The sequence below is a fragment of the Variovorax beijingensis genome (genome assembly GCF_003951285.1).
Lineage (GTDB): Bacteria > Pseudomonadota > Gammaproteobacteria > Burkholderiales > Burkholderiaceae_C > Variovorax > Variovorax beijingensis.
In genome coordinates this window covers 225,292-249,480 of record NZ_RXFQ01000009.1, presented here as the reverse complement: position 1 = coordinate 249,480, position 24,189 = coordinate 225,292, and the positions used below count along the sequence as shown (strand labels likewise).

23 protein-coding genes are annotated in these 24,189 nt (G+C 68.6%); 16 read left to right on the top strand and 7 right to left on the bottom strand.

Translation table 11 applies throughout. The features are described 5' to 3' along the window. Window positions 1-18 precede the first annotated feature (18 nt). On the top strand, window positions 19-1,092 hold the full coding sequence (locus EJO66_RS18065; protein ID WP_125965727.1) for an L-idonate 5-dehydrogenase: 1,074 nt from the start codon (window positions 19-21) through the stop codon (window positions 1,090-1,092). A gap of 161 nt (window positions 1,093-1,253) precedes the next feature. Here the strand turns inward: EJO66_RS18065 and EJO66_RS18060 are convergent, their stop codons facing one another. Further along, complete coding sequence (locus tag EJO66_RS18060) at window positions 1,254-2,255, bottom strand: phosphotransferase enzyme family protein (RefSeq protein WP_125965726.1); 1,002 nt, start codon at window positions 2,253-2,255, stop codon at window positions 1,254-1,256. A 67-nt stretch (window positions 2,256-2,322) separates the two neighbouring features. Between EJO66_RS18060 and EJO66_RS18055 the strand changes: the two genes are divergently transcribed. The 3 genes from EJO66_RS18055 to EJO66_RS18045 all read left to right on the top strand — a co-directional run bounded on the left by EJO66_RS18055 (window position 2,323) and on the right by EJO66_RS18045 (window position 3,669). Next, on the top strand, window positions 2,323-2,958 hold the full coding sequence (locus EJO66_RS18055) for a class I SAM-dependent methyltransferase (RefSeq protein ID WP_125965725.1): 636 nt from the start codon (window positions 2,323-2,325) through the stop codon (window positions 2,956-2,958). Window positions 2,959-3,035: 77 nt separating this feature from the next. Beyond that, window positions 3,036-3,434 carry a DUF7668 domain-containing protein gene (locus tag EJO66_RS18050; RefSeq protein ID WP_124957521.1) on the top strand — a complete coding sequence of 133 codons (399 nt, stop codon included), beginning with the start codon at window positions 3,036-3,038 and terminating at the stop codon, window positions 3,432-3,434. A gap of 7 nt (window positions 3,435-3,441) precedes the next feature. Further along, window positions 3,442-3,669 carry a hypothetical protein gene (locus EJO66_RS18045; protein WP_124957522.1) on the top strand — a complete coding sequence of 76 codons (228 nt, stop codon included), beginning with the start codon at window positions 3,442-3,444 and terminating at the stop codon, window positions 3,667-3,669. A 317-nt stretch (window positions 3,670-3,986) separates the two neighbouring features. Here the strand turns inward: EJO66_RS18045 and EJO66_RS18040 are convergent, their stop codons facing one another. The 3 genes from EJO66_RS18040 to senB form a co-directional block, all read right to left on the bottom strand. Beyond that, entirely contained in the window at window positions 3,987-4,997 is a 1,011-nt protein-coding gene (locus EJO66_RS18040; RefSeq protein ID WP_124957523.1) for a LacI family DNA-binding transcriptional regulator, read from the bottom strand. A 221-nt stretch (window positions 4,998-5,218) separates the two neighbouring features. Then, window positions 5,219-6,292 carry a selenophosphate synthetase SenC gene (senC, locus tag EJO66_RS18035; RefSeq protein ID WP_125965724.1) on the bottom strand — a complete coding sequence of 358 codons (1,074 nt, stop codon included), beginning with the start codon at window positions 6,290-6,292 and terminating at the stop codon, window positions 5,219-5,221. Continuing rightward, window positions 6,289-7,281 carry a selenosugar synthase SenB gene (gene senB / locus EJO66_RS18030; RefSeq protein WP_124957525.1) on the bottom strand — a complete coding sequence of 331 codons (993 nt, stop codon included), beginning with the start codon at window positions 7,279-7,281 and terminating at the stop codon, window positions 6,289-6,291. The genes senC and senB overlap by 4 nt, the downstream gene beginning before the upstream one ends. On the opposite strand from senB, the gene senA reads away from it, so the two are divergent. The 6 genes from senA to dusA are packed head-to-tail and all read left to right on the top strand — an operon-like array spanning window position 7,269 to window position 13,021. After that, window positions 7,269-8,519, top strand: a complete 1,251-nt coding sequence (gene senA / locus EJO66_RS18025) for a selenoneine synthase SenA (protein WP_125965723.1) — start codon at window positions 7,269-7,271, stop codon at window positions 8,517-8,519. The genes senB and senA overlap by 13 nt on opposite strands. Window positions 8,520-8,571: 52 nt before the next feature. Next, complete coding sequence (locus EJO66_RS18020) at window positions 8,572-9,429, top strand: putative selenate ABC transporter substrate-binding protein (protein WP_125965722.1); 858 nt, start codon at window positions 8,572-8,574, stop codon at window positions 9,427-9,429. A 31-nt stretch (window positions 9,430-9,460) separates the two neighbouring features. Then, window positions 9,461-10,279 (top strand): phosphonate ABC transporter ATP-binding protein, encoded by an 819-nt coding sequence (locus EJO66_RS18015; protein WP_125965721.1) that lies wholly within the window; start codon window positions 9,461-9,463, stop codon window positions 10,277-10,279. A 2-nt stretch (window positions 10,280-10,281) separates the two neighbouring features. Next, the gene (locus EJO66_RS18010; RefSeq protein WP_125965720.1) at window positions 10,282-11,118 is read left to right on the top strand and encodes a PhnE/PtxC family ABC transporter permease; all 837 of its coding nucleotides are present in this window, start codon (window positions 10,282-10,284) and stop codon (window positions 11,116-11,118) included. 10 nt (window positions 11,119-11,128) lie between these two features. Further along, a complete protein-coding gene (gene phnE, locus EJO66_RS18005) occupies window positions 11,129-11,968 on the top strand; it encodes a phosphonate ABC transporter, permease protein PhnE (RefSeq protein ID WP_124957530.1) in 840 nt (279 codons plus the stop codon). 51 nt (window positions 11,969-12,019) lie between these two features. Further along, entirely contained in the window at window positions 12,020-13,021 is a 1,002-nt protein-coding gene (dusA, locus tag EJO66_RS18000) for a tRNA dihydrouridine(20/20a) synthase DusA (protein WP_125965719.1), read from the top strand. Window positions 13,022-13,035: 14 nt separating this feature from the next. Here dusA and EJO66_RS17995 read toward each other — a convergent pair whose 3' ends face one another. Together EJO66_RS17995 and EJO66_RS17990 are read right to left on the bottom strand one after the other, a co-directional pair. Then, on the bottom strand, window positions 13,036-13,914 hold the full coding sequence (locus EJO66_RS17995; protein ID WP_124957618.1) for a TauD/TfdA dioxygenase family protein: 879 nt from the start codon (window positions 13,912-13,914) through the stop codon (window positions 13,036-13,038). 32 nt (window positions 13,915-13,946) lie between these two features. Beyond that, the gene (locus tag EJO66_RS17990; protein ID WP_240648600.1) at window positions 13,947-14,996 is read right to left on the bottom strand and encodes a tripartite tricarboxylate transporter substrate binding protein; all 1,050 of its coding nucleotides are present in this window, start codon (window positions 14,994-14,996) and stop codon (window positions 13,947-13,949) included. 89 nt (window positions 14,997-15,085) lie between these two features. Here EJO66_RS17990 and EJO66_RS17985 point away from each other — a divergent pair, with 89 nt between their 5' ends. After that, window positions 15,086-15,871, top strand: coding sequence for an IclR family transcriptional regulator (locus EJO66_RS17985; protein WP_125965718.1), 786 nt, complete (start codon window positions 15,086-15,088; stop codon window positions 15,869-15,871). Window positions 15,872-15,995: 124 nt separating this feature from the next. On the opposite strand, the gene EJO66_RS17980 is transcribed toward EJO66_RS17985, so the two are convergent. Then, on the bottom strand, window positions 15,996-16,643 hold the full coding sequence (locus EJO66_RS17980) for a GntR family transcriptional regulator (protein ID WP_012747247.1): 648 nt from the start codon (window positions 16,641-16,643) through the stop codon (window positions 15,996-15,998). A gap of 127 nt (window positions 16,644-16,770) precedes the next feature. Here EJO66_RS17980 and scpA point away from each other — a divergent pair, with 127 nt between their 5' ends. Genes scpA through accC form a run of 5 tightly spaced genes read left to right on the top strand, consistent with a single transcriptional unit; the run spans window position 16,771 to window position 24,118 of the window. Beyond that, window positions 16,771-18,933, top strand: a complete 2,163-nt coding sequence (gene scpA / locus EJO66_RS17975; RefSeq protein WP_124957620.1) for a methylmalonyl-CoA mutase — start codon at window positions 16,771-16,773, stop codon at window positions 18,931-18,933. A 10-nt stretch (window positions 18,934-18,943) separates the two neighbouring features. Beyond that, window positions 18,944-19,420 carry a GNAT family N-acetyltransferase gene (locus EJO66_RS17970; protein WP_125965717.1) on the top strand — a complete coding sequence of 159 codons (477 nt, stop codon included), beginning with the start codon at window positions 18,944-18,946 and terminating at the stop codon, window positions 19,418-19,420. Next, on the top strand, window positions 19,414-20,466 hold the full coding sequence (gene meaB / locus EJO66_RS17965; RefSeq protein ID WP_125965716.1) for a methylmalonyl Co-A mutase-associated GTPase MeaB: 1,053 nt from the start codon (window positions 19,414-19,416) through the stop codon (window positions 20,464-20,466). The genes EJO66_RS17970 and meaB overlap by 7 nt, the downstream gene beginning before the upstream one ends. A 40-nt stretch (window positions 20,467-20,506) precedes the next feature. Beyond that, window positions 20,507-22,051 (top strand): acyl-CoA carboxylase subunit beta, encoded by a 1,545-nt coding sequence (locus tag EJO66_RS17960; protein ID WP_124957623.1) that lies wholly within the window; start codon window positions 20,507-20,509, stop codon window positions 22,049-22,051. A gap of 18 nt (window positions 22,052-22,069) precedes the next feature. After that, a complete protein-coding gene (gene accC / locus EJO66_RS17955; RefSeq protein ID WP_124957624.1) occupies window positions 22,070-24,118 on the top strand; it encodes an acetyl-CoA carboxylase biotin carboxylase subunit in 2,049 nt (682 codons plus the stop codon). The last annotated feature ends 71 nt before the right edge of the window (window positions 24,119-24,189 follow it).

The window sequence follows — 24,189 nt, the reverse complement described above, 5'->3', positions numbered from 1 at the left end:
GGCCTGAAGGAGAACCCCATGCGTATGCGCTGTATGTGCCTCGTGATCCATGCCCCCGACGACCTGCGCCTGGAGGAACAGGACGCCGGAGACATCGGCCCGGGCCAGGTGCTGGTGAAGGTCGGCATGGGCGGCATCTGCGGCTCCGACCTGCATTACTTCCACAACGGCGGCTTCGGCACCGTGCGCATCAAGGAGCCGATGGTGCTGGGCCACGAGGTGGCCGGCACCGTGGTGGCCACGGCGCCCGGTGTCGACAGCGTGCGCATCGGCGACAAGGTGGCCATCAACCCGAGCCGCCCGTGCGGCGCCTGCAAGTTCTGTCTCGAAGGCCTGCCCAACCAGTGCCTGGACATGCGCTTCTACGGCAGCGCCATGCGCATGCCGCATGTGCAGGGCGCATTCCGCAACATGCTGCTGTGCGAGGCCACCCAGTGCGTGAAGGTGGCTGACCACGTGCCGCTGCGGCTGGCGGCGCTGGCCGAGCCGTTCTCGGTCGGGCTGCATGGCGTGTCGCGCGCAGGCCCGCTGCTGGGCAAGCGCGTGCTGGTGTCGGGCTGCGGACCCATCGGCGTGCTGGCCATTGCGGCCGCGCGCGCGCACGGCGCGGCCGAGATCACCGCCACCGACGTGGTCGACGAGCCGCTCGCCATCGCGCGCGCCATGGGCGCCGACCACGCCATCAACGTTGCGCAGGACAAGGGCTGGGTGTCGCGCTATTCGGCCGACAAGGGCACCTTCGACGTGATGCTCGAATGCTCGGGCAACGAACGCGCCCTGCGCGACGGGCTCGAGGTGATGCGCCCGCGCGGCGTGGTGGTGCAGCTGGGCCTGGGCGGCGACGTGAGCATTCCGCAGAACATGGTGGTGGCCAAGGAGCTCAGCATCTGCGGCTCGTTCCGCTTCCATGCGGAATTCGCGCTGGCGGTGCGGCTCATCAACGAAGGGCGGGTCGATCTTTCCCCGGTGGTGTCGCACACCTTCCCGATGCTTCAGGCGCGCCAGGCCTTCGAGCTGGCGAGCGACAGGCAGAAGGCGATGAAGGTGCTGATCGATTTCGCGGACGCGGGGGCGGAGAGCGTCGCGGCCTGATGGATGGGGCGGCACTTGCAGGGGTGCCGGCAGCTCATGGCTCAAGGGGCCAGCGGCAATGACCTTCCGTGTCCTCGGCGATCCGTCGCCGGCCGGCGTATCGGCTGCGGGGTCGAGAGGCCTGTAGTCCGGCAGCTTCCACAACGTCTGATGGGTGGACGTTACAGGGGCAGCTCCAGCGTCTCCCAGGCGCGGAGCATCGCCACCTGCTTGCGGAGGTAGCTGGTCGGCATGGCCTGGGAGCCCCAGACCTGGATGCGCCCGGCGTACTCGCCCAGCAGCCAGAACTGTCTGACCGCCATGAAGCGCGCGATGGCGGCCAGGTCGTTGTCGGCGACGGGACGCGCCTCGCGATAGGCCGAGATGAAGTGTTGCCACTGTGCCTTGGGCTTGTCGCTCAGCACCTCGTCGGGCGCGCGCGGGTAGAGGATCCACGGATAGACAGCCAGTTCGTAGGCAAGGTAGCCGGGACCCGCTTCGTCGAAGTCGAAGAACACGGCTTCGCGCCGGCCCTGCGCATCGGCCACGATGAAGTTGTTGCTGCCGTGGGCATCGCCATGGCACGGCACCTGGCTCAGAGTGCCCAGGGCGGAGATGGCCGCGTGCAGGCGCTCGCCCAGTTGCTCGAACTGCGGGCGCAGCTCCGCAGTCATGGTCGGGGCGCGCAGCAGGCCTTGCAGCGGTTGCAGGAGCAGGTAGTCGAGGTCGAGGCGATAGACACTGTCCGGCCCCTCGTAGCTTTTGCCCGCGGCGTGCAGTGTGGCCAGGCCTTGTGCGAAAACCCGGATGTCATCGGCCGCGTCGCCGGCGAACTCGCCGTCGAGGTGTTCGAACAGCATCAGCGGCCGAGACCCCTCCGGCAGGGGAAGCCGCACCGCGACCTCGCCGTTCGCGGCCGGCAGGCAGCGCGATACGCGGCACCCGGCGCGGGCCAGATGCTCCAGCGCGGCCGCCTCGAACAGCACGTTGGGATCGCCTCGGGGCCGTTCGGCCGAGAGCCGCGCCACCACCCGGCGACCGTCGGCAAAGCCGAGCCTGTAGACCTGGTTGAAGCTGCGCCGCAGGAACTCGCTCTCGAGCACCTCGCCCAGGTCGTAGTGCGCCTGCACGAACTTCGCGATGCCGGCGGCGGTTGGCGTGGATTGCGCGATCTCCAGTTCCATCGAAACCCCCCAGGACAAAAGGGGCGCGATTATGCCGCCCGCGGGCGAGTGCGATGATCTTTCCATCATGGACACAGCGAGCGACGCCAGGTTCTGGGACCGGACTTCACGCCGGTACGCGAAGAGCGCGGTCGGGGATCCGGCCGGCTACGAGCGCACGCTGGAACGCACCTGCGGGCTGCTGCGGCCGGACTCGAGGGTGCTCGAGCTGGGATGCGGAACGGGCACGACAGCGTTGCGGCTCGCGGCCGATGCGGGGAGCTACCTCGCGACGGACATTTCCGCCGGCATGATCGCGATCGCCAACGAGAAGCTCACGGCCAGCCCCGTGCCCGCGCTTGCCTTCCGCATCGCGACGGCGGAAGCGCTCGCGCAGGAAGCCGCGCGGTTCGACGTCGTCCTGGGGTTCAACTATCTCCACCTCGTGCGCGACCTGCCCGGCACGCTGCGCAGCATTCACGGCCTGCTTGCGGCGCAAGGCCTGTTCATCTCGAAGACGCCTTGCGTCGGTGACATGAACCCGCTGATACGGCTCCTGCTGCCCGCGATGCGTGCGACTGGCGCGGCGCCTTATGCAAGCGCCTTCCGCGAAGCGCAGCTGCAGCGGCACATGGAGGCCGCGGGCTTCGAGATTCTTGCCGTCGAGGACCACGCGACGAAGGGCAGGGAAAACCGTCCCTGCATCGTGGCCCGCAAGAGATGAAGTGGGCGGCTGGCCTGTTCTTCGCTCGTCATCTCGGCCGCGCAGAATGACCGCGATTTTTTCCGGAGACTGAACCGATGACTTTTGCTGACGGACATGCCGACGTGCCGGTGCTCAAGGATGGGAACGCCCAGCAACCCATACCTTCGGCCTGGCGCTCGACCATTCGGGAGATCGTCCACGCCTTCGTGCTTGGCGACTATCGCATCGGCACTCCCATCGCGGGAGTGCGGCCCATACCGGCGCAGGATGCCCGGCAGATCGAGGACTACATCCGCGACTACGGCGAGACGCTGGTCGACCTGCCCGACGACACGTGGGATTCGTCGGTCTGCATCTGGCTCGGCACGCGATGGGACGCGCTGGTCGATCTCTGGACGGTCTCCGAGGGGCGCAGCGATCTGGTGCTGCATCTTCACGTGTCGGAAGCCGAAGGCGGCTTCGCGTTCGAGGTGCATATGGTGTACGTACCCTGAGCGCGCCGTGCGTTCAGTCTGCGCTGCGCACCATCCCGAGCGTGATGCCGACGAGGATGAGCGCGAGCGCCCCACCAGCGCCATGCCGATGCGCTCCCCCAGCCACAAGGCGGAGCAGACGATGCCGATCACTGGCAAGCCCGGCAGCCCGAGCGAAGTCGTCGCGGCGGGCAGCGCGCGGTTGATGGTGGTCATGGCCCATGAGGCCGGCGCGATGCCGAACACGCCGCCGTAGAGCAGCTGCGAGACCAGCGCCGGGCTCCACTTGCCCGGCGGCGCGAGGCGTTGCAGGAGGCGCTGCGGCGGCACCTGGGCGGAGTCGTCACGGTCTCGGGCGGCGCGGGTGCAGGGACTGGGCTGCGTCCGCTGGGCCCGTTCTGCCTGCCGGACACTGCCGGCGCGCCCTGCAACGGCTTCGTGCGCGGCTGTGCGGGGATGCCGCCGGAGACGGCCGACGGGCTCGTGCCGCACATGGGCAGGGGTATCGACGAGGTGTCCCGCGCGGCCATGGGCCGATCTTTTCGGCCTGCGCGGGCTTCCCGAAGAAGGGGCCTACGAACTCTCGCGCTGCTCGATGCGAAACGGGATCAGCACCGTCTCGGCCGGCGGCCGATGCCCCTCGCGTGCGCCGTCGATCACGCGCAGCAGCAGTTCGCCCGCCGCCTTGCCGATGGCCACGCAATCGATGGCCACGGTGGTGATGCGCGGGTGGCAGGCGCGCGCCACCTCGAAGTCGCCGAAGCCCGCGATCGCGAGGCGGCCCGGCACGTCCCAGCCGCGGCGCCGGCATTCCATCAGCGCACCGAAGGCGGAGAGGTCGGACACGCAGAGCACCGCGTCCACGTCGGGCCACTGGCGGATCAGTTGCGAGACGGCCTCGCCGCCCTGTTCCATCGAAATGGGCGGCTGGCCGAAGCTGATCACGCGGCCGTCGGGCAGGCCCAGTTCGCGGATCGCCTCCACGTAGCCGCGCTGGCGGTCGGCGCCGCGCGTGTCGCGGTTGGAGGTGCCGCCGATGAAGGCAATGCGCCTGTAGCCCTTGCCGTGCAGGTGCCGCACCATCGCGGCCGCGGCTTCCGCGTTCGAGAAGCCGACCGTGTGCTCGATGGGCGTGGCAGGCAGGTCCCAGGTCTCGATCACCGGCACGCCGGCTGCCTGCAGCATCGCGCGAGCGGCCGGAGTATGCGAACCGCCGGTCAGGATCACGCCTTCGGGCCGGCGCGCGAGCATGGCGCGCAGCAGGCGCTCCTCGGTTTCCACCCGGTAGTCGGTGTAGCCCAGCAGCAGCTGCAGTCCGCGCGCCTCCAGGGCGGCGGCGATGCCTTGCGCCGTCTCGGAAAAGTTGGAGTTGTTCAGCGACGGAATCAGCACCGCGACGAAGCCCGAGCGCTTGCTGGAGAAGGTGCGCGCGGTCTGGTCGATCACGTAGCCCATCTCCTCGCATGCCTGGAGGATGCGCTGGCGCAGCGCCTCCGAGGTCGCGCGGTCGCTGCCCGTGCGGCGGTTCAGCGCGCGCGACACCGTCATCTTCGAGACGCCCACGCGGGCGGCGACGTCGGCCATCGTCGCCGGACGAAGCAGAGGGGAGGATGCTTTGGACGAGGGCAAGGGACAGGTCTCTCTGGAATGCTGCAACGCGGGTCCGAGGATAGGCGACAGCCGGGCTGAAATGGCAATTCGCAGGGAGATCGATCAGATGAACGCGATCCGCCAGAGACTGGGCGCGATGTAGCTTGCGCCCGCCTGAGCCGCGGTCTCGGCAGCGCGGCCCACGCGCCGGCGCGTCAGCGGATCACCAGGCGCGGCGCGCTGCCTTGCGGGCTGGCACCGCCAATCACCGCGGCGCCGTCGAAGCCATGCCGGTGGAAGATGGCCAACACCTCGTCGAGTGCCTCGGGCGCGCACGAAACCAGCAGTCCGCCGCTGGTCTGCGGATCGGTGAGCAGGGCGCGCTCCTCCTCGGGAAAGTTCTGCGGCAGCGCCACGTCGGACCCGTAGCCGGCCCAGTTGCGGCCGGACGCGCCGGTGACATGCCCCGACCGCACCAGGTTGCGCACGCCTTCCAGCACGGGCACCTGCTGCCAGTCGATCTCCAGCGACAGGTTCGCGCCGCGTGCCAGTTCCAGCGCATGGCCGGCCAGGCCGAAGCCCGTCACGTCGGTCAGCGCATGCACGCCGTCGAGCGCCGCGAGTTCGGGGCCGGGCGTGTTCAGCTGCGTCGTGGTGGCGATCATGCGTTGGTAGCCGGCCGCATCGAGTGCTTCCTTCTTGAGCGCCGCCGACAGGATGCCCACGCCCAGCGGCTTGCCCAGCACCAGCACATCGCCGGCCTTGGCGCCGGCATTGCGCTTGACGCGCTTCGGATGGACCAGCCCGAGCGCGACCAGCCCGTAAATGGCCTCGACCGAATCGATGGTGTGGCCGCCCGCGATCGGAATGCCCGCCGCCCGGCACACCGATTCGCCGCCTTCGAGGATGCGCCCGATGGTCGCCGTGCTGAGCACATTGATCGGCATGCCGACCAGCGCGAGCGCCAGGATCGGCTTGCCGCCCATCGCATACACGTCGGAGATCGCGTTGGTGGCCGCGATGCGGCCGAAGTCGAACGGATCGTCGACGATCGGCATGAAGAAGTCGGTCGTGGCGATCAGCGCCTGCTCGTCGTTGAGCTGGTAGACGGCCGCGTCGTCGGCCGTCTCGATGCCGACCAGCAGCTCGGGCGGCATCGGCATGCGCGCGGTGCCCTTGAGGATTTCCGACAGCACGCCGGGCGCGATCTTGCAGCCGCAGCCGCCGCCGTGCGACAGCGAGGTGAGGCGGGGCTCGGTGGCGGGGGCTTGCGGGAGGGCAGCGTTCATGGTGGTGGCTGGAGTTCGTTCAGGAGTTGGAACAGTGCGGCCTGCTCGGCCCTGGGGTCGAACAGCGGCGCGCGCAACGCGCATTGTGTGCGCAGGCCATCGAGCAGGCCGGCCGCGCGGTCTTTGGAGCCCTGGCCCGCGCGGCAGGCCTCGAGCAGCGCCACCAGCGCGGCGGCATCCCCGTGCGGAAAGTAGCCCGCGTAGTCGTCGCCGAGCATGCCGACATTGCCGGGCACGCGCGATGCCAGCACCGGCGTGCCGCTGCGCAACGCCTCCATGATCACGTGGGCCCCGCCTTCCAGCGCGCTGGTGTGCACCAGCACGTGGGCGCGCTGGATGCGCTGGCGGGTCTGCGCATGGGGCAGGGCACCGAGCCAGCGGTAGCCCGGGCAGTCGCTTGCGAGTGCGCGCGCGAGCTCGCCCAGGCCGGCATCGCCCGCGTCGCCGATGTGGTCGATGCGGATGTCCTCGCGCCCGCACAGCAGGCGCGCCGCCTCGAACAGCGTCTGCGGCGACTTGACCTGCCGCAGGTGGCCGACCATCACCGCGCGCAGGTGGCGTTCGGACTTGGGCAGCTCGGCGCGCGCGGATGTCGACTGGTACACCACGCGTGCCTTGCTCCGGCACTCCGGCGGCAGGGCCTCGGCGCCCAGCGCCTGCAGCACGACCAGGCGCTGCGCCAGCTGCAGCGAGCGCTGCGCCTGCGGGTCGCTGCCGATGTCCTGGTACAGGTCGGTGCCGGTGAGCACCACGGCCAGGCCGCGGTCGGGGCGGGCCTTCGCCCAGTGCGCGATGGATTGCGCCGAGCGCCGCGCGTGCAGCGCCAGCATCACGGTGTCGGCCGACGCGCCTGCATCGGGCCATTGCCGCACCACGCGTGCGCTGCAGGCCGGCGACAGCAGAGTCTTCCAGCGCTGGGCGGTGCGCCAGTTGCCGTTGTTGGCGCCGGGCAACGCCGGGCTTACGATGACAACCGATGGATTCGACATTGCCTGTTTATAGCGTGGCCGCCGCGCCCGAGGCGCTGGCGCTGCGCGCGGGGCCGCCGGCATCGGTGCGAGCGGCGCTGCTGGCCGCACGGCGGCGCACGCTCGATCTTGCCGACGATTTCCAGGCCGCATTGGGAGGCGCCTATCCCGGCATCGGCTACGCGCCCGAGCTCAATCCGCCGCTGTGGGAGCTGGGCCACGTGGCCTGGTTCCAGGAATGGTGGATCGGCCGCAACCGGCAGCGCGCGCGCGGCGTGGCCTGCGAGCCGGACCATGCGCGCGAGCCCTCGCTGCTGCCGCAGGCCGACGCCTGGTACGACTCCGGCCGCGTGGCGCACCGCACCCGCTGGGCGCTCCCGCTGCCCGACGCCGAGGCCACGCGCGGCTACCTCGAACGCACGCTCGCGCAAACGCTGGCACTGCTGGACGAACTCCCGTCCGATGCGCACGACGATGCGCTGTACTTCTTCCGCCTGGTCGCCCTGCACGAGGCCATGCATGCGGAAGCGGCGGCCTACATGGCCGACGGCCTGGGCATCGCGCTGCGCGAGAGCGGGGCCGCGCCGCTACCGGCCGCGGATGCCGAAATGGAACTGCCGGCCCGGCGCTTCCGCATCGGTTCCGATGCCGGCAGCGGCTTTGCGTTCGACAACGAGCTGCCGCCGCACGACGTCACCATCGAGCCGCTGCGCATCGACGCGCAGCCCGTGACCTGGGCGCGCTTCCTGCCGTTCGTGGAAGGCGGCGGCTACGAGAACCCGGCGTGGTGGTCCGACGCGGGCCGCGACTGGCTCGCGCACCAGCCGATGCGCCAGCCCGCCCACCTCCTTGCGGCGAGCACCGGCTGGCAGCAGCGGCGCGGCGGCCACTGGCTGCCGCTCGACCCGCTGGGCGCAGCGGTTCACCTGAACGCACATGAAGCAGACGCCTGGTGCCGCTGGGCCGGGCGGCGGCTGCCGACCGAGGCCGAATGGGAGTGCGCGGCGCTCACGCTGCCGGGCTTCGCCTGGGGCCGGGTCTGGGAATGGACCTCGAGCCCGTTCGGGCCTTACCCAGGCTTCACGCCCCATCCCTACCGCGACTACTCGGCGCCGTGGTTCGGCACCCGGCGCGTGCTGCGCGGCGCCTGCCACGCCACGTCGGCGGCGCTCGCGCATGCGCGCTACCGCAACTTCTTCGAGCCGCACCGCCGCGACATCTTCGCCGGCTTCCGCAGCAGCCGCGCCGCCGGCGGGTGACCGGGCTCTTGCGGTCTAATCCCCGCCTTGTTCTTCGCTTTTCGGGAGTCCCATGAAATTTGCTGTCTTGCCGCGCTTCGTGCTGGCGCTGGCCATGCTGGCTTGTGCCGTGGCCGCGCAGGCCCAACAAACCTTCCGCATCACCGCGATTCCCGACGAGTCGCCGACCGAGCTCGCGCGCAAGTCGGCGCCGCTGGCCGCCTACCTGGAGCGCAAGCTGGGCGTGAAGGTCGAGTTCACGCCGGTCACCGACTATGCGGCCGCGGTCGAGGCGCTGGCCAACAAGCAGGTGGACCTGGCCTGGCTCGGCGGCTTCACCTTCGTGCAGGCCAGCCATCGTTCGGGCGGCAAGGTGGTGCCGCTGGTGCAGCGCGAGGAAGACGAGAGATTCCGCTCGGTGTTCATCACGACGAACCCGGACATCCGCTCGCTCGCCGACCTCAAGGGCCGCAATCTGAGCTTCGGCTCGCAGTCCAGCACCTCGGGCCATCTGATGCCGCGCAGCTTCCTGCTGGCGGCCGGCATCGACCCCGACCGCGACCTCAAGCGCGTGGCTTACTCGGGCGCGCATGACGCCACGGTGGCCGCGGTCGCATCCGGCAAGGTGGACGCCGGGGCCCTGAACATCTCGGTGTGGGAGAAGCTCGTGGCCGACAAGAAGGTCGATCCGGCGAAGGTGCGGGTGTTCTACACCACGCCCGCCTACTACGACTACAACTGGACCGTGCATGCCGATATGCCGGCCGCCAGGCGCGAGCAGCTGGTGCGTGCATTCGTCGAGCTGAGCCCGGCCACGCCTGAGGGCAAGGACATCCTTGCGCTGCAGCGCGCCACGCGCTTCGTCCCGACGCGCGCCGAGAACTACAAGGGCATCGAGGCCGCGGCGCGCAACGCCGGGCTGCTGAACTGACCGACGCCATCGTCACGCAGGAGCCAGGCCGGTGAACATCGAGCTGCGGTCATTGTCCGGCCGTCATCCGGCGGCGCCCGCCGCGGCGGCGCCGGCACTGCGGGCGCTGGACCTGCACGTGGCGGCGGGCGAGCAGGCCGCGGTGATCGGGCCCTCGGGCGCCGGCAAGACGACGCTGCTGCACCTGATGGCCTGCGCGCTCGCGCCCGCGGCCGGCAGCATCGAACTCGACGGCCGCGATCCGTGGCGGCTGCCCCGGCGCGAACTGCAGCGCCTGCGCGGCCGGCTGTTCCTGGCACCCCAGGTGCCGCCGCTGCCGCCGCGCCAGCGCGTGGTGACCGCGGTGCTGGCCGGCCGGCTGCCGCGCATCGGGCTGTGGCAGGCGCTGCGCAGCCTGTTCTATCCGACCGGCATTGCGCAGGCCGACGCCGCGCTGGCGCGCTTCGACATGGCGGACAAGCTCTTCGCGCGCGTCGACCGCCTGTCCGGCGGCGAGCGGCAGCGCGTGGGACTGGCGCGCGGCCTGCTGTCCGAGGCGCAGCTGCTGCTGGTCGACGAGCCCTTGTCGGCGCTGGACCCGGCCCGCGCCGGGCAGGCGCTGGACACCCTCACGCAGTGGGCGCGCGAGAGCGGGGCGACGCTGGTGGCCACGCTGCACGACGTGCCGCTCGCGCTGCAGCACTTCCCGCGCATCATCGGCCTGCGCGACGGGTCGCTGGCCTTCGACCTGCCCACTGCGCAGGTGACGCCCGACCTGTTGCGCGAGCTGTATGGGCAGGAGCCGGCGCAGGCCGGTGTCATCGATGAGAGCCCGGTCGAAGCGGCTCCTGTCGTGATGCACTGCCGCTGACCATGGCCACCGATCTGCCAACCACACCGGCGCAGCGCGACCCCGCCTGGGCGCACCGCGTGTTCTGGCTGCTGGCCGCGGCCGTGGTGCTGTGGCCCATGCTCGTGCTGACCGAATTCAAGCCCTGGCTGCTGTTCGCGCCCGGCAGCCTGGAGCCGGCGCTGCGCTTCCTCGCGGGCTTCGTGCCGCCGCGCATGGACGCGGAGTTCCTGGCGCTGGTGGCACGGGAGACCTGGCGCACGGTGGCCATTGCCACGGCCGGGCTCACGCTGGCCATGGTGCTGGCGGTTCCGCTCACGCTGCTGTCGGTGCGCTCGCTCTCCATCTCCGGGCTGGCCGGCCGCATGGCGGCGCTGCCGGCGCTGCTGCGCTTTTCGGTGCGCGGCCTGCTGATCGTGCTGCGCAGCGTGCCGGAACTCATCTGGGCGCTGGTGTTCGTGCGCGTGGTCGGCCTGGGCGTCACGGCCGGCGTGCTGGCCATCGCGCTGACCTATGCCGGCATGCTGGGAAAGGTCTACGGCGAGATCCTGGAGAGCGGCGATGCCCATCCCACCGAGACGCTGCTGCGCAACGGCGCCGGCCGCATCCAGGCCTTTTTCTACGGCCTGCTGCCGCAGAACGCGGCAGAGCTCACCAGCTACACCGTCTACCGCTGGGAGTGCGCCATCCGCTCGTCCGCCGTGCTCGGCTTTGTGGGCGCGGGCGGCCTCGGCCAGCAGATGGATGCGTCGATGAAGATGTTCAACGGCGCCGAGGTCAGCACCATGCTGCTGGTGTTCGTGCTGCTGGTCGCCGCCACCGACCGCCTGAGCGCCTGGCTGCGGCGCGCCCTGGCCTGAGAGCCTCGCCATGCCCAGGATCGAGCCGCAATCATCCGCCGCCAACGAGGTCTACCGGCTGCCGCCGCCGCTGTTCGATGCGCGCTGCCGCGCCTGCTGGATGGTCGCTGCCATGGTGGCGCTGGTGGTGGCGAGCTTCTGGTCGCTCGACCTGCAGTGGGCGCGCTTCTTCTCGATCGATTCGCTGGCCCGCATGGGCCGCTTCGCCGGCGAGCTTGCGAAGCCGGCCCTTGGCGCGGCGTTCCTGCAGAAGCTGCTGCCGGCCGCGCTCGAGACGCTGGCAATGTCCGTGGTCGGCACCTTGCTGGCCGTCGTGGCCGGCCTGCTGCTCGCGCTGCCCGCGAGCAAGCTGCACGCGGGCGATCCAGCGCGCTGGCGCGGTCCCACGCGGCTGCTGCTCAACGCCCTGCGCAGCGTGCCGGAACTGATGTGGGCCGCGCTGCTGCTGATCGCCGCGGGCCTCGGGCCTTTCGCGGGCACGCTGGCGCTGGCGGTGCACACCTGCGGCGTGCTGGGCCGCCTGTTCGCCGAGAGCATCGAGAACGCGGCGCAGGGCCCGGCCTTCGCGCTGCGCGTGCGCGGCGTGCCGGAAGGGCGGGTGTTCCTCTATGCGACGCTGCCGCAGGTGCTGCCGCAACTGATGAGCTATGCGCTCTACCGCTGGGAGAACAACATCCGCGCCGCGGCCGTGCTGGGCGTGGTCGGCGCCGGCGGGCTGGGCCAGATGCTGGCCTTCCACCTGGGCCTGTTCCAGATGCGCGAGACCAGCGCGGTGCTGCTGGCCATGATCGTGCTGGTCAGCCTGGTGGACGCCGCGAGCTACATCGCCCGGCGCCTGATGGGGCGGTGAACCGCGCCCGTGCGGCCGCTGCATGAGAAACTACAGCTGAAGGCCATCTGTATGAACGAAAGCGCCAAGCTGTTGAATTTGAAAGAAAAAGTCATTTCCGTCGCGCCCATGATGGATTGGACGGACCGCCATTGCCGTTACTTCCATCGCCTGATGTCGCGCCATGCACTGCTCTATACGGAGATGGTCACGACCGGCGCGCTGGTGCATGGCGACGTCCCGCGGCACCTGCGCTTCAACGAGGAAGAGCATCCCGTGGCCCTGCAGCTGGGCGGCAGCGAGCCGGCCGACCTCGCGCATTGCGCCAGGCTTGGCGAAGAGTGGGGCTACGACGAGATCAACCTCAACTGCGGCTGTCCCAGCGAGCGCGTGCAGCGCGGCGCCTTCGGTGCCTGCCTGATGGCCGAGCCGGCGCTGGTGGCCGATTGCGTGAAGGCCATGGTCGACGCCACCCGCCTGCCGGTGACGGTCAAGCACCGCATCGGCATCGACAGGATCGAGAGCTACGAATTCGTGCGCGACTTTGTCGGTGCGGTGAGCGAGGCCGGCTGCCGGGGCTTCATCGTGCATGCGCGCAACGCGTGGCTGCAGGGCCTGAGCCCCAAGCAGAACCGCGAGATTCCGCCGCTGCGCTACGAGCTCGTGCACCGCCTGAAGCACGAGTTTCCGGCGCTGGATTTCTCGATCAATGGCGGCATCTCGGCCAACGCGCAGGTGCATGAGCATCTGCGGCTGCTCGACGGCGTGATGGTCGGCCGGGAGGCCTACCACAACCCCTGGTGGCTGGCCGAGTGGGACGCGGAGTTCTACGGCGCCGCGCCGCAGCCGCTCACGCGCGAGGACGTCGAGGCGCTGATGTGCGACTACATGGTCCGGGAGGCGGCCGAACACGGCACGCAGTGGTCGTCGATTGCGCGGCACATGCTGGGCCTGCGCAACGGCCTGCCCGGCGCACGCCGCTGGCGCCAGGTATGGAGCGACCATCGGCTCAAGGCGCGCCCGCCGCACGAGGTGATGGCGCTGGCGCACGAGCCCGCGGCGCAGGAGGCCTGAAGCCGGGGGCGGCGTCAAGCGGCCATCAGCGTGGCCTCGGGCACGTCCTCGATGGTGGTGCGGCGCAGCTCGCGGCGCTCGCCGATGTCGTAGCGCCGGCCGCGGTGCAGGGTGCTGCGGTTGTCCCACATCACGAGGTCGCCCACCTGCCATTCGTGCGTGTAGACGAATTCGCGGCGGGTTGCATCCTCGAGCAGGTCCGATAGGAACATGCGCCCCTCGGCCACCGGCCAGCCGATGATCTCGCGTGCATGCACGCCCACGAACAGCAGCTTGCGCCCCGAGCCCGGATGCGTCTGCGCCAAGGGCCACACGGCTGGCGGAATGGCTTTCTTCTGCTCGTCGGTGTAGGCCTCGTCGCCCAGCAGGATACGGGTGTGCAGCGCATAGTGCTCGGCGCACAGACCCTCGATCTCCGACTGGGTCCGTTCGGGCAGTGCGTCGTAGGCGGCGCGAAGATCCGCGAACTCGGTGTTGCCTCCCCAGCTCGGCAGCACCAGCGCATGCAGCATCGAATAGGCGGCGCGCGGGTCCTGGAAGGAGCTGTCGCTGTGCCAGAGCTGGTTGGCGAAGTTCGACAGGTTCTTGGGCGAATCGCGGCGCGCCACCTTGCCTTCCGCATCGACGTTGGAGATGTCGATCAGCCGTTCGTCTTCCAGCCGCTCCGGGCGTTTGAAGACCTTCTTCAGGCCCAGGTCGAGCGGGCCGAACGACTTCGCGAAATCGATCTGCTGGCGGCCCGTGAGCGGCTGTCCGCGCCACACCAGCACGGCATATCGGTTCATGGCCGCATTGATCTGCTTCACCTCGGCAGGCGAGAGCGGTTGCGTGATGTCGATGCCGCGCGCCTCGGCGGCGAAGAGCGGGTGCAAGGGGGTGAGTTCAAGGGACATGAGCGGTCTATGAGGATGGGAAATGGCGATGCCTATTCGGCCTGGATGCCGGCTTCGGCGATCACGCGCGACCAGCGCTTCATTTCGCCCTGGACGAACGCGTCGAATTGCGCGGGCGTGGACGCCACCACTTCCATGCCCTGTTCCTCGACGCGGCGGCGCATCTCGGCGTCGTGCAGCACTTTTGCGGTGTCGGCCTGGATCTTCGTGACCACCGCCGGTGGCGTGGCGCGCGGCGCGACGAAGCCGAGCAGGGCGCTCACGTGGAATCCCGGCAGGGTCTCGGCCACGGTCGGATAGCCATAGCCCGGAATCCGCTTCTCGCCGAGCGTGGCGATCATCTTCATCCGGCCGGCCTTGACGTACGGCAGCACCGAAAGAAAGGGGTCGAACACGAGGTCGAGCCGCCCGCCCAGCAGTTCGGTGTGGGCCGGCGCGCTGCCCTTGAAGGGCGCGTGCAGCATGTCGAAGCCCGCTTCGCGCTTGAGCAGTTCGGCACCCAGGTGCGTGGTGCTGCCGGCGCCTGGCGTGCCGTAGCTGAGCCTGCCCGGGTTCTTCTTCGCGTAGGCGACGAGTTCGGCCAGCGTGCCGAAGGGCGCATCGGGCCGCGCGACGATCGCGAGCTGCAGGTTGGCGATCTGCGTGATGCCCGCCAGGTCTTTCACTATGTCGTACGGAAGGCTCCTGCGCAGCGATGGATTGACCGCGAAGGACGAATTCACCATGCCGAAGGTCAGCCCGTCGGCCGGCGCCTTGGCGACGAAGTCGACGCCGATGGCGGTGCCGGCCCCCGGCTTGTAGTCGACGAGCACCGGCTGGCCCCACATCTCCTGCAGCTTGAGCGAGACGAGGCGCGCCACCGTGTCGGTCGGCCCGCCGGGCGCGAAGGGGACGATGAGCTTGACGGGGCCCTTGGGGTAGCCGCTCGCGTCGACCGCGGTTGCAGACGGGGCGGCAGCCGCAAAGCCGGACAGCGCCAGGCCGCTTCCCGCCAGCAGGAGCAGGCGCCGGTCTCGAGAGGGACGAAGAAGGGGGAGTGGACCGCCAGCGGAATGTCTCGGATTTTTGTATAAATGGAACATTGTTCCGAAATAATGATTCCCGAGCGCCGGCACGTCAACAGCTTTTTGCTGAAGAATGAACGAACATCAAAAAAAAAGGGTTTGGATACATGAATGACGCGATTGGCGGCAAAGAAGAAGTCAGCGCGCTTGCCAGGGGGCTGGCCTTGCTCAAGGTCATCGGAATGGCAGCCGCACCCATCAGCAATCGCGACCTGGCCGAAACCACCGGCATCCCCAAGGCCACCGTGTCCCGCCTCACGGCCACGCTGGTGGCGGCGGGCTACCTGAAACAGTCGCAGGACAGCGACCGCTTCAGCCTTGGGCCGGCGCTGCTCGACATGAGCAGCCGCTACCTGCGCCATTTCGACCTGCGGACGGTGGCACGGCCGCATCTCGCGGAGCTGTCCGAATTTGCCGGCGCCAGTGTCCACATGGGCGTTCGCGACGAGCTCGACATGCTCATCATCGATTCGCTGCGCCCCCGTTCCGCGCTGATCAGCTCGCGCATCGAAGTGGGCTCGCGCATGACCATCGCCACCTCGGCCGCGGGCCGCGCCTACCTTGGCGCGCTACCCGCCGCCGAGCGCGCCGAAGTGCTGGAGCAGATCCGCCTGGAAAGCGGCGAGAACTGGCCCTCGATCGAACCGCGCCTGATGGCCGGGCTCGACGAATACGCGCGCCTGGGCTATTGCAGCTCGTTCGGCGAGTGGCATCCGCACATCCACGCCCTGGGCTTTGCGCTCAAGGGCCCGCGCGGCGAACGCTACGGCGTGAGCTGCGGCGGCCCCGCCTACCTGCTGCCCAAGGACGTCATGCTCGGCCGCGTGGCCCCCAGGCTGCTGGAAACAGCCCAGCGAATCTCCCAGGAAACCGGCACTACCAATACCGACTGACCTGCGACGGTGCCCCGGATCCATTCGTGAAACACCGGGGATCCGGCTCCGCCGGTCCCCTGGTGTTGCCCCCGGTGAGGGGGTGGGCGAAGCGACACGAAGTGCGCGCAGCCTGGGGGAGAGCCTAGTTCGCGGCTTCCAGGCCGTTGGTGAAATGCTCGCGCATCCGGGCCATCGCCGCCGCGGCATCCCGCGCCTCGATGGCCGCCATCACCGACCGGTGCTCCGCGAGCGATTCCGCGATGCGCCCCGCCTTCAGCAGCGAGTTGTGGCGGTTGAGCTTCATCACCTTGCGCAGGTCGGCCACCATCTGGTCGCGCCACTTGTTGTTCGCAATGGCCAAAAGGCACATGTGGAAGCGCTCGTTGACCGCGAAGAAATGCTCGCGGTCTTCCTTGCCGGGGGCGCCTGCCGCTTCGAGTTCGGCATGCAGCGCCTTCAGCTCCGCGCGCTGGGCCTCGCTTGCGCGCTCGGCCACCACGCCGGCCGCATCGCTTTCCAGCAGCGAGAGCAGGTGGTAGACGTCCGCCAGATCCTGTTCGGACACCTCGGTGACGTAGGCGCCGCGCCGCACCTTCATGGTCACCAGGCCTTCGGCCGCCAGCACCTTCAGGGCTTCGCGCAGCGGCGTGCGGCTGATGCCGTATTCCTCGGCCAGCTTGAGTTCGTCGATCCAGCTGCCCGGCTCGAGCTCGCGGCGGAAGATCCGCTGGCGCAGCAGTTCGGCCACCTCTTCATAGAGGGCGCGCGGGGTGAGGGTGAGGGCGGACATGGGGCGGACTGTACCGCAAAAACGGGTTTGAATTAATAATTATGGATGGGTTAGACTCGCGGCCGGCTTGCAAATCCCTTGCAGGCGAATTTGCGACTACCCTGCAAGACACTGCGAAAAGCCCCTCATGAGCAGCAAACCCGAACCCACCTTCAAGCCGGCCAACCTCGACGACTGGGCCAAGGCCGCCGCCAGGTCGGCGCCGGGCGGCGACCTGGGCGCGCTCAACTGGCTCACGCCGGACGGCATCAGCGTGAAGCCGCTCTACACCGCGGCCGACCTGCAGGGCCTCCAGTACACCGACACGCTGCCCGGCTTCGAGCCCTACCTGCGCGGCCCGCAGGCCACCATGTACGCGGTGCGCCCCTGGACCATCCGCCAGTACGCGGGCTTCTCGACCGCCGAGGAATCGAATGCCTTCTACCGCAAGGCGCTGGCCGCCGGCGGGCAGGGCGTGAGCGTGGCTTTCGACCTGGCCACCCACCGCGGCTACGACAGCGACCATCCGCGCGTGACCGGCGACGTCGGCAAGGCCGGCGTGGCGATCGATTCGGTCGAGGACATGAAGATCCTGTTCGACCAGATCCCGCTCGACAAGGTGAGCGTGTCCATGACGATGAACGGCGCCGTGCTGCCGGTGCTCGCGGGCTACGTGGTCGCGGCCGAAGAGCAGGGCGTGAGCCAGGACCAGCTGAGCGGAACCATCCAGAACGACATCCTCAAGGAGTTCATGGTCCGCAACACGTACATCTTTCCGCCGGCGCCGAGCATGCGGATCATCGGCGACATCATCGAGTACACGGCGCAGAAGATGCCCAAGTTCAACTCGATCTCGATCAGCGGCTACCACATGCAGGAGGCGGGTGCCAACCAGGCGCTGGAGCTCGCGTTCACGCTGGCGGACGGCAAGGAGTACGTGAAGACCGCGCTGGCCAAGGGCCTGGACGTCGACGGCTTTGCCGGGCGCCTGTCCTTCTTCTGGGCCATCGGCATGAACTTCTATCTCGAAGTGGCCAAGATGCGCGCCGCGCGCCTCCTGTGGTGCCGCATCATGAAGGAGTTCAACCCGAAGAACCCCAAGAGCCTGATGCTGCGCACGCACTGCCAGACCTCGGGCTGGTCGCTCACCGAGCAGGACCCGTACAACAACATCGTGCGCACCACCATCGAGGCGATGGCCGCGGTCTTCGGCGGCACGCAGAGCCTGCACACCAACGCGCTCGACGAAGCGATTGCGCTGCCCACCGAGTTCAGCGCCCGCATCGCGCGCAACACGCAGCTCATCATCCAGGAAGAAACGCACATCACGAACGTGGTCGACCCCTGGGCGGGCAGCTACATGATGGAGAAGCTCACGCAGGACATGGCGGACAAGGCGTGGGAGATCATCGAGGAAGTCGAGGCCATGGGCGGCATGACCAAGGCGGTGGACAGCGGCTGGGCCAAGCTCAAGATCGAGGCCGCTGCCGCCGAGAAGCAGGCGCGCATCGACTCGGGCAAGGACGTGATCGTGGGCGTCAACAAGTACAAGCTCAAGACCGAAGACGCGATCGACAGCCTCTCCATCGACAACGTGATGGTGCGCGAGCAGCAGGTGGCGCGGCTGCAGAAGATCCGCGCCTCGCGTGACGGCGCCAAGGTGCAGGCCGCGCTCGACGCGCTCACCGAAGCCGCCGAGAACGGCACCGGCAACCTGCTCGCGCTGAGCATCGACGCCGTGCGCCTGCGCGCCACGGTGGGCGAGATTTCGGATGCACTCGAAAAATCATTCGGCCGCCATCGGGCCGACACGCAAAAGGTGACCGGTGTGTACGCCGCTGCCTACGACTCGGCCGAAGGCTGGGAAACGCTCAAGACCGAAATCAACGCCTTCGCCGAGGAGCAGGGTCGCCGCCCGCGCGTGATGATCTCCAAGCTGGGCCAGGACGGGCACGACCGCGGCGCCAAGGTGGTGGCCACCGCGTTCGCCGACCTGGGCTTCGACGTCGACATGGGGCCGCTGTTCCAGACCCCCGAGGAATGCGCGCGCCAGGCGATCGAGAACGACGTGCATGCCGTCGGCGTGAGCACGCTCGCGGCCGGCCACAAGACGCTGGTTCCCGCCATCATCAACGAGCTCAAGAAGCAGGGCGCGGACGACATCATCGTGTTCGTCGGCGGCGTGATTCCCCGGCAGGACTACGACTTTCTCTACGAGGCCGGCGTCAAGGGCATCTACGGTCCGGGCACGCCCATCCCGGCCAGCGCCAAGGACGTGCTGGAGCAGATCCGCGCGGCGGTTTCGGCCTGAGAAGCAGAGCGTGGGCGATCTCTTGTCGCGGCTGTCGCTGCAGCCGGTTGAATCCAGCGATTTCGAGGCCATGCTGGCCCTGCGCGTCGATGCGATGCGCCCCAGCCTGGAGCGCGTGGGGCGCTTCGATCCCGCGCGCTCGCGCGAGCGGCTGCAGGCCGGTTTCGTCGTGCCCTTCATGCACCACATCGTGCTCGACGGCGAGCTGCGCATCGGCTTCGTCACGCTCAAGCCCGAGGGCGCGGATGCGCTGCGCCTGGACCATCTCTACCTGCGCACCGGATTCCAGGGCCTGGGCATCGGGGAGTGGGTGCTCGAGTGGGCCAAGTCGCAGGCGCGCGAACAGCAGCTGGACATCAAGCTCACCGCGCTCGTGCAGAGCGATGCCAACCGCTTCTACCTGCGGCACGGCTTCGTGCTCGAAGGCGAAGAGAGCGTCGACCTGCACTACCGCTGGCGCGTGTCGTCCCAGGAGGACGCGTGCTGAACAAGCCGGCGGCCGCACTGGAGCGCGCGATTGCCGAATCGGACGGCATGGCGCAGCGCCGCGCGATCGCCAAGGCCATCACGCTGCTCGAATCGACGCGCGCCGACCATCGCGCGCAGGCCGACGAATTGCTCACCGCGCTGCTGCCGCGCACCGGCAATTCGTTTCGCCTCGGCATCTCTGGCGTGCCGGGTGTCGGCAAGTCGACCTTCATCGAAACGCTGGGCCTGTTGCTGATCGGCAAGGGCCACCGCGTGGCGGTTCTCACCATCGATCCCTCGTCCACTGTCTCGGGCGGCTCCATCCTCGGCGACAAGACGCGCATGGAGCGGCTCTCGGTGCATGAGCGCGCCTACATCCGCCCCAGTCCCTCGAGCGGCACGCTCGGCGGCGTGGCCGAGAAGACGCGCGAGGCCATGCTGGTGTGCGAGGCCGCAGGCTACGACATCGTGATCGTCGAGACCGTGGGCGTGGGCCAGAGCGAAACCGCCGTGGCCGGCATGACCGACATGTTCGTGCTGATGCAGCTGCCCAATGCGGGCGACGACCTGCAGGCCATCAAGAAGGGCGTGATGGAACTGGCCGACCTGGTCGTCATCAACAAGGCCGACATCGACAAGGACGCCGCGACGCGCGCGCAGGCACAGATCACCTCGGCGCTGCGCCTCCTCGGCCACCAGGGCAACCCGGAGCACGCGCACGCGGTGCACGACGCGCACAGCGGCGCAGAGGTGCGCTTCTGGCTGCCCAGGGTGCTGCAGCTCAGCGCGCTGGCCGGCACCGGCGTCGACGCCTTCTGGGATGCCGTCACGCAATTCAGGCAGTTGCAGAGCGCCAGCGGCAAGCTCGCCAGGCGCCGCGAAAAACAGGCCACCGCTTGGATGTGGGAGCGCATCGACGCGGGCCTCAAGCAGGCCTTCAGGCAGCACGCGCAGGTGCGCGAACTGCTGCCGCAGCTCACGCAGCAGGTGGCGCAGGGCGCGCTGCCCGCATCGACGGCGGCGCGCCAGCTGCTTGCGGCGGCCGCCATCACCGCCAGGCCATGACCACACACGAAATTCAGGACCACAGCCTCGGAAGCACACCATGCAAGAACTGATCGAACAACTCGAAAAGCGCCGCGCCCAGGCGCGCCTGGGCGGCGGGCAGAAGCGCATCGACGCGCAGCACGCCAAGGGCAAGCTCACGGCGCGCGAGCGCATCGAGCTGCTGCTCGACGACGGCACCTTTGAAGAATGGGACATGTTCGTCGAGCACCGCTCGGTCGATTTCGGCATGGCCGAGCAGAAGATCCCGGGCGATGGCGTGGTCACCGGCTACGGCATGATCAACGGCCGTCTCGCCTTCGTCTTCAGCCAGGACTTCACCGTCTTTGGCGGCGCGCTCAGCGAAGCGCATGCCGAAAAAATCTGCAAGGTGATGGACCAGGCCATGAAGGTCGGCGCGCCCGTCATCGGCCTCAACGATTCGGGCGGCGCGCGCATCCAGGAAGGCGTGGCTTCGCTCGGCGGCTATGCCGACGTGTTCCAGCGCAACGTGATGGCCTCGGGCGTGGTGCCGCAGATCAGCATGATCATGGGGCCGTGCGCGGGCGGCGCGGTGTACTCGCCCGCCATGACCGACTTCATCTTCATGGTGAAGGACTCCAGCTACATGTTCGTCACCGGCCCCGAGGTGGTGAAAACCGTGACGCACGAGAGCGTCACGGCCGAGGAGCTCGGCGGTGCCGTCACCCACACCACGCGCAGCGGCGTGGCCGACATGGCGTTCGAGAACGACGTCGAGGCGCTGATGATGCTGCGCCGCCTGTACAACTACCTGCCGCTCAGCAACCGCGAGAAGCCGCCGGTGCGCCTGGGCAACAACGGCCAGGGCGACCCGGCCGACCGGCCCGACTACTCGCTCGACACGCTGGTGCCCGACAACCCGAACAAGCCCTACGACATCAAGGAGCTGATCCTCAAGGTGGTGGACGACGGCGACTTCTTCGAGCTGCAGCCCGACTACGCGAAGAACATCGTGATCGGCTTCGCCCGCATGGAAGGCCAGAGCATCGGCATCGTGGCCAACCAGCCGCTGGTGCTGGCGGGCTGCCTGGACATCAAGAGCAGCATCAAGGCCGCGCGCTTCGTGCGCTTCTGCGATGCCTTCAACATTCCCGTGGTCACCTTCGTCGACGTGCCCGGCTTCATGCCCGGCACCGGCCAGGAGTACGGCGGCATCATCAAGCATGGCGCCAAGCTGCTCTACGCGTACGCGGAGTGCACGGTACCCAAGATCACCGTCATCACGCGCAAGGCCTACGGCGGCGCCTACGACGTGATGGCCTCCAAGCACCTGCGCGGCGACGTCAACCTGGCCTGGCCGCGCGCCGAGATCGCGGTGATGGGCGCCAAGGGCGCGGTGGAAATCATCTTCCGCGAGGACAAGAACGACCCCGAGAAGCTCGCCGCCCGCGAGGCCGAGTACAAGGCGCGCTTCGCCAACCCGTATGTGGCGAGCGCCCGCGGCTACATCGACGACGTGATCCTGCCGCACGAGACGCGCAAGCGCATCTGCCGCTCGCTCGTGATGCTGCGCGACAAGAAGCTCGAGAACCCGTGGCGCAAGCACGGGAACATTCCGCTCTGAGGAGCGCAGGACAACAATATGTTCAAAAAAATCCTGATCGCCAATCGCGGCGAAATCGCCTGCCGCGTGATTCAAACGGCCAAGAAGATGGGCATCCTCACCGTCGCCGTCTATTCCGACGCCGACAAGGAAGCCCGCCACGTCGAGTTGGCCGACGAGGCCGTTCACATCGGCGCTGCACCGAGCCGCGAGAGCTACCTGCAGGCCGACCGCATCATCGAGGCCTGCAAGAAGACCGGCGCCGAGGCGGTGCACCCGGGCTACGGCTTCCTCTCGGAGAACGAAGCCTTCGCACGCAAGGTCGAGGAAGAGGGCATCGCCTTCATCGGACCGAAGCACTATTCGATCGCGGCGATGGGCGACAAGATCGCCTCCAAGAAGCTCGCGAACGAGGCCAAGGTCAACACCATCCCGGGCTGGAACGACGCCATCGAGACGGCCGAGCGCGCGGTCGAGATTGCCAAGGACATCGGCTACCCCGTGATGATCAAGGCCTCGGCCGGCGGTGGCGGCAAGGGCCTGCGCGTGGCCTACAACGACAAGGAAGCCTTCGAGGGATTCACCTCGTGCCGCAACGAGGCGCTCGCCAGCTTCGGCGACGACCGCGTGTTCATCGAGAAGTTCGTCGAGGAGCCGCGCCACATCGAGATCCAGGTGCTGGGCGATTCGCACGGCAACGTCATCTACCTGAACGAGCGCGAATGCTCGATCCAGCGCCGCCACCAGAAGGTGATCGAGGAGGCGCCTTCGCCCTTCATCAGCGATGCCACGCGCCGTGCGATGGGCGAGCAGGCAGTGCAGCTGGCCAAGGCCGTGAAGTACCAGAGCGCGGGCACGGTGGAGTTCGTGGTCGGCAAGGACCAGAGCTTCTACTTCCTGGAGATGAACACGCGGCTGCAGGTGGAGCACCCGGTGACCGAATGCATCACGGGGCTCGATCTTGTCGAGTTGATGATCCGCGTGGCGGCCGGCGAAGAACTGCCGCTCACGCAGGAACAGGTGAAGCGCAACGGCTGGGCCATCGAGTGCCGCATCAATGCCGAGGACCCGTTCCGCAATTTCCTGCCTTCGACCGGCCGCCTGGTGAAGTTCCAGCCGCCGGCCGAGACCATGTTCGCGGCCGACACCGAGCGCCTGAACGGGGTGCGCGTGGACACCGGCGTGTACGACGGCGGCGAGATCCCGATGTACTACGACTCGATGATCGCCAAGCTCATCGTGCACGGCAAGGACCGGCAGCATGCGATTGCCCGCATGCGCGAGGCGCTCAACGGCTTCGTGATCCGCGGCATCAGCAGCAACATCCCGTTCCAGGCCGCGCTGCTCGCGCATCCGAAGTTCGTGGCGGGCGATTTCAACACCGGCTTCATCGCCGAGCACTACGGCAAGGGCTTCCATGCCGAGGACGTGCCGCACGCCGATCCTTCGTTCCTGATTGCGCTCGCGGCCTACGTGCACCGCCGCTACCGCGCGCGGGCTTCGGGCATCAGCGGACAGCTCGAAGGCCATGGCGTGAAGGTGGGCGAGCAGTTCGTGGTGGTGGAGCTGGGGCCGGAGGGCAAGCACGTGCACCATCCTGTTTCGGTCACCGACTTCCACGGCAAGACCGGCGCCAGCGCCGTGGCCGTGGGCGGCAAGAACTACAAGATCGACAGCGGCTTTGCGCTCGGCGCCATTCGCGTGCAGGGCACGGTCAACGACAGGCCCTTCACCGCCCAGGTGGAGCGCGGGGCCGGCAAGAACCCGCTGGCGCTGCGGGTGTCGCACGACGGCACGCAGGTCGAGGCGATGGTGCTGTCGCCCCGGTGCGCGCGCCTGCTCGAGCTGATGCCCTACAAGGCGCCGCCCGACCTGAGCAAGTTCCTGATGTCGCCGATGCCGGGCCTCTTGGTCGAGGTGTCGGTGCAGCCGGGGCAGCAGGTGCGCGCCGGCGAGAAGCTGGCCGTGATCGAGGCCATGAAGATGGAAAACGTACTGTTCGCCACGCAGGACGGCGTGGTCGGCAAGATTTCGGCGGGCAAGGGCGAATCGCTCGCCGTCGATCAAATCATTCTGGAGTTTGAATAAAGCTCACCCCCAGGCTTCGCGCACTTCGTGTCGCTTCTCCACCCCCCTTCCGGGGGCAACACCTGCGGACC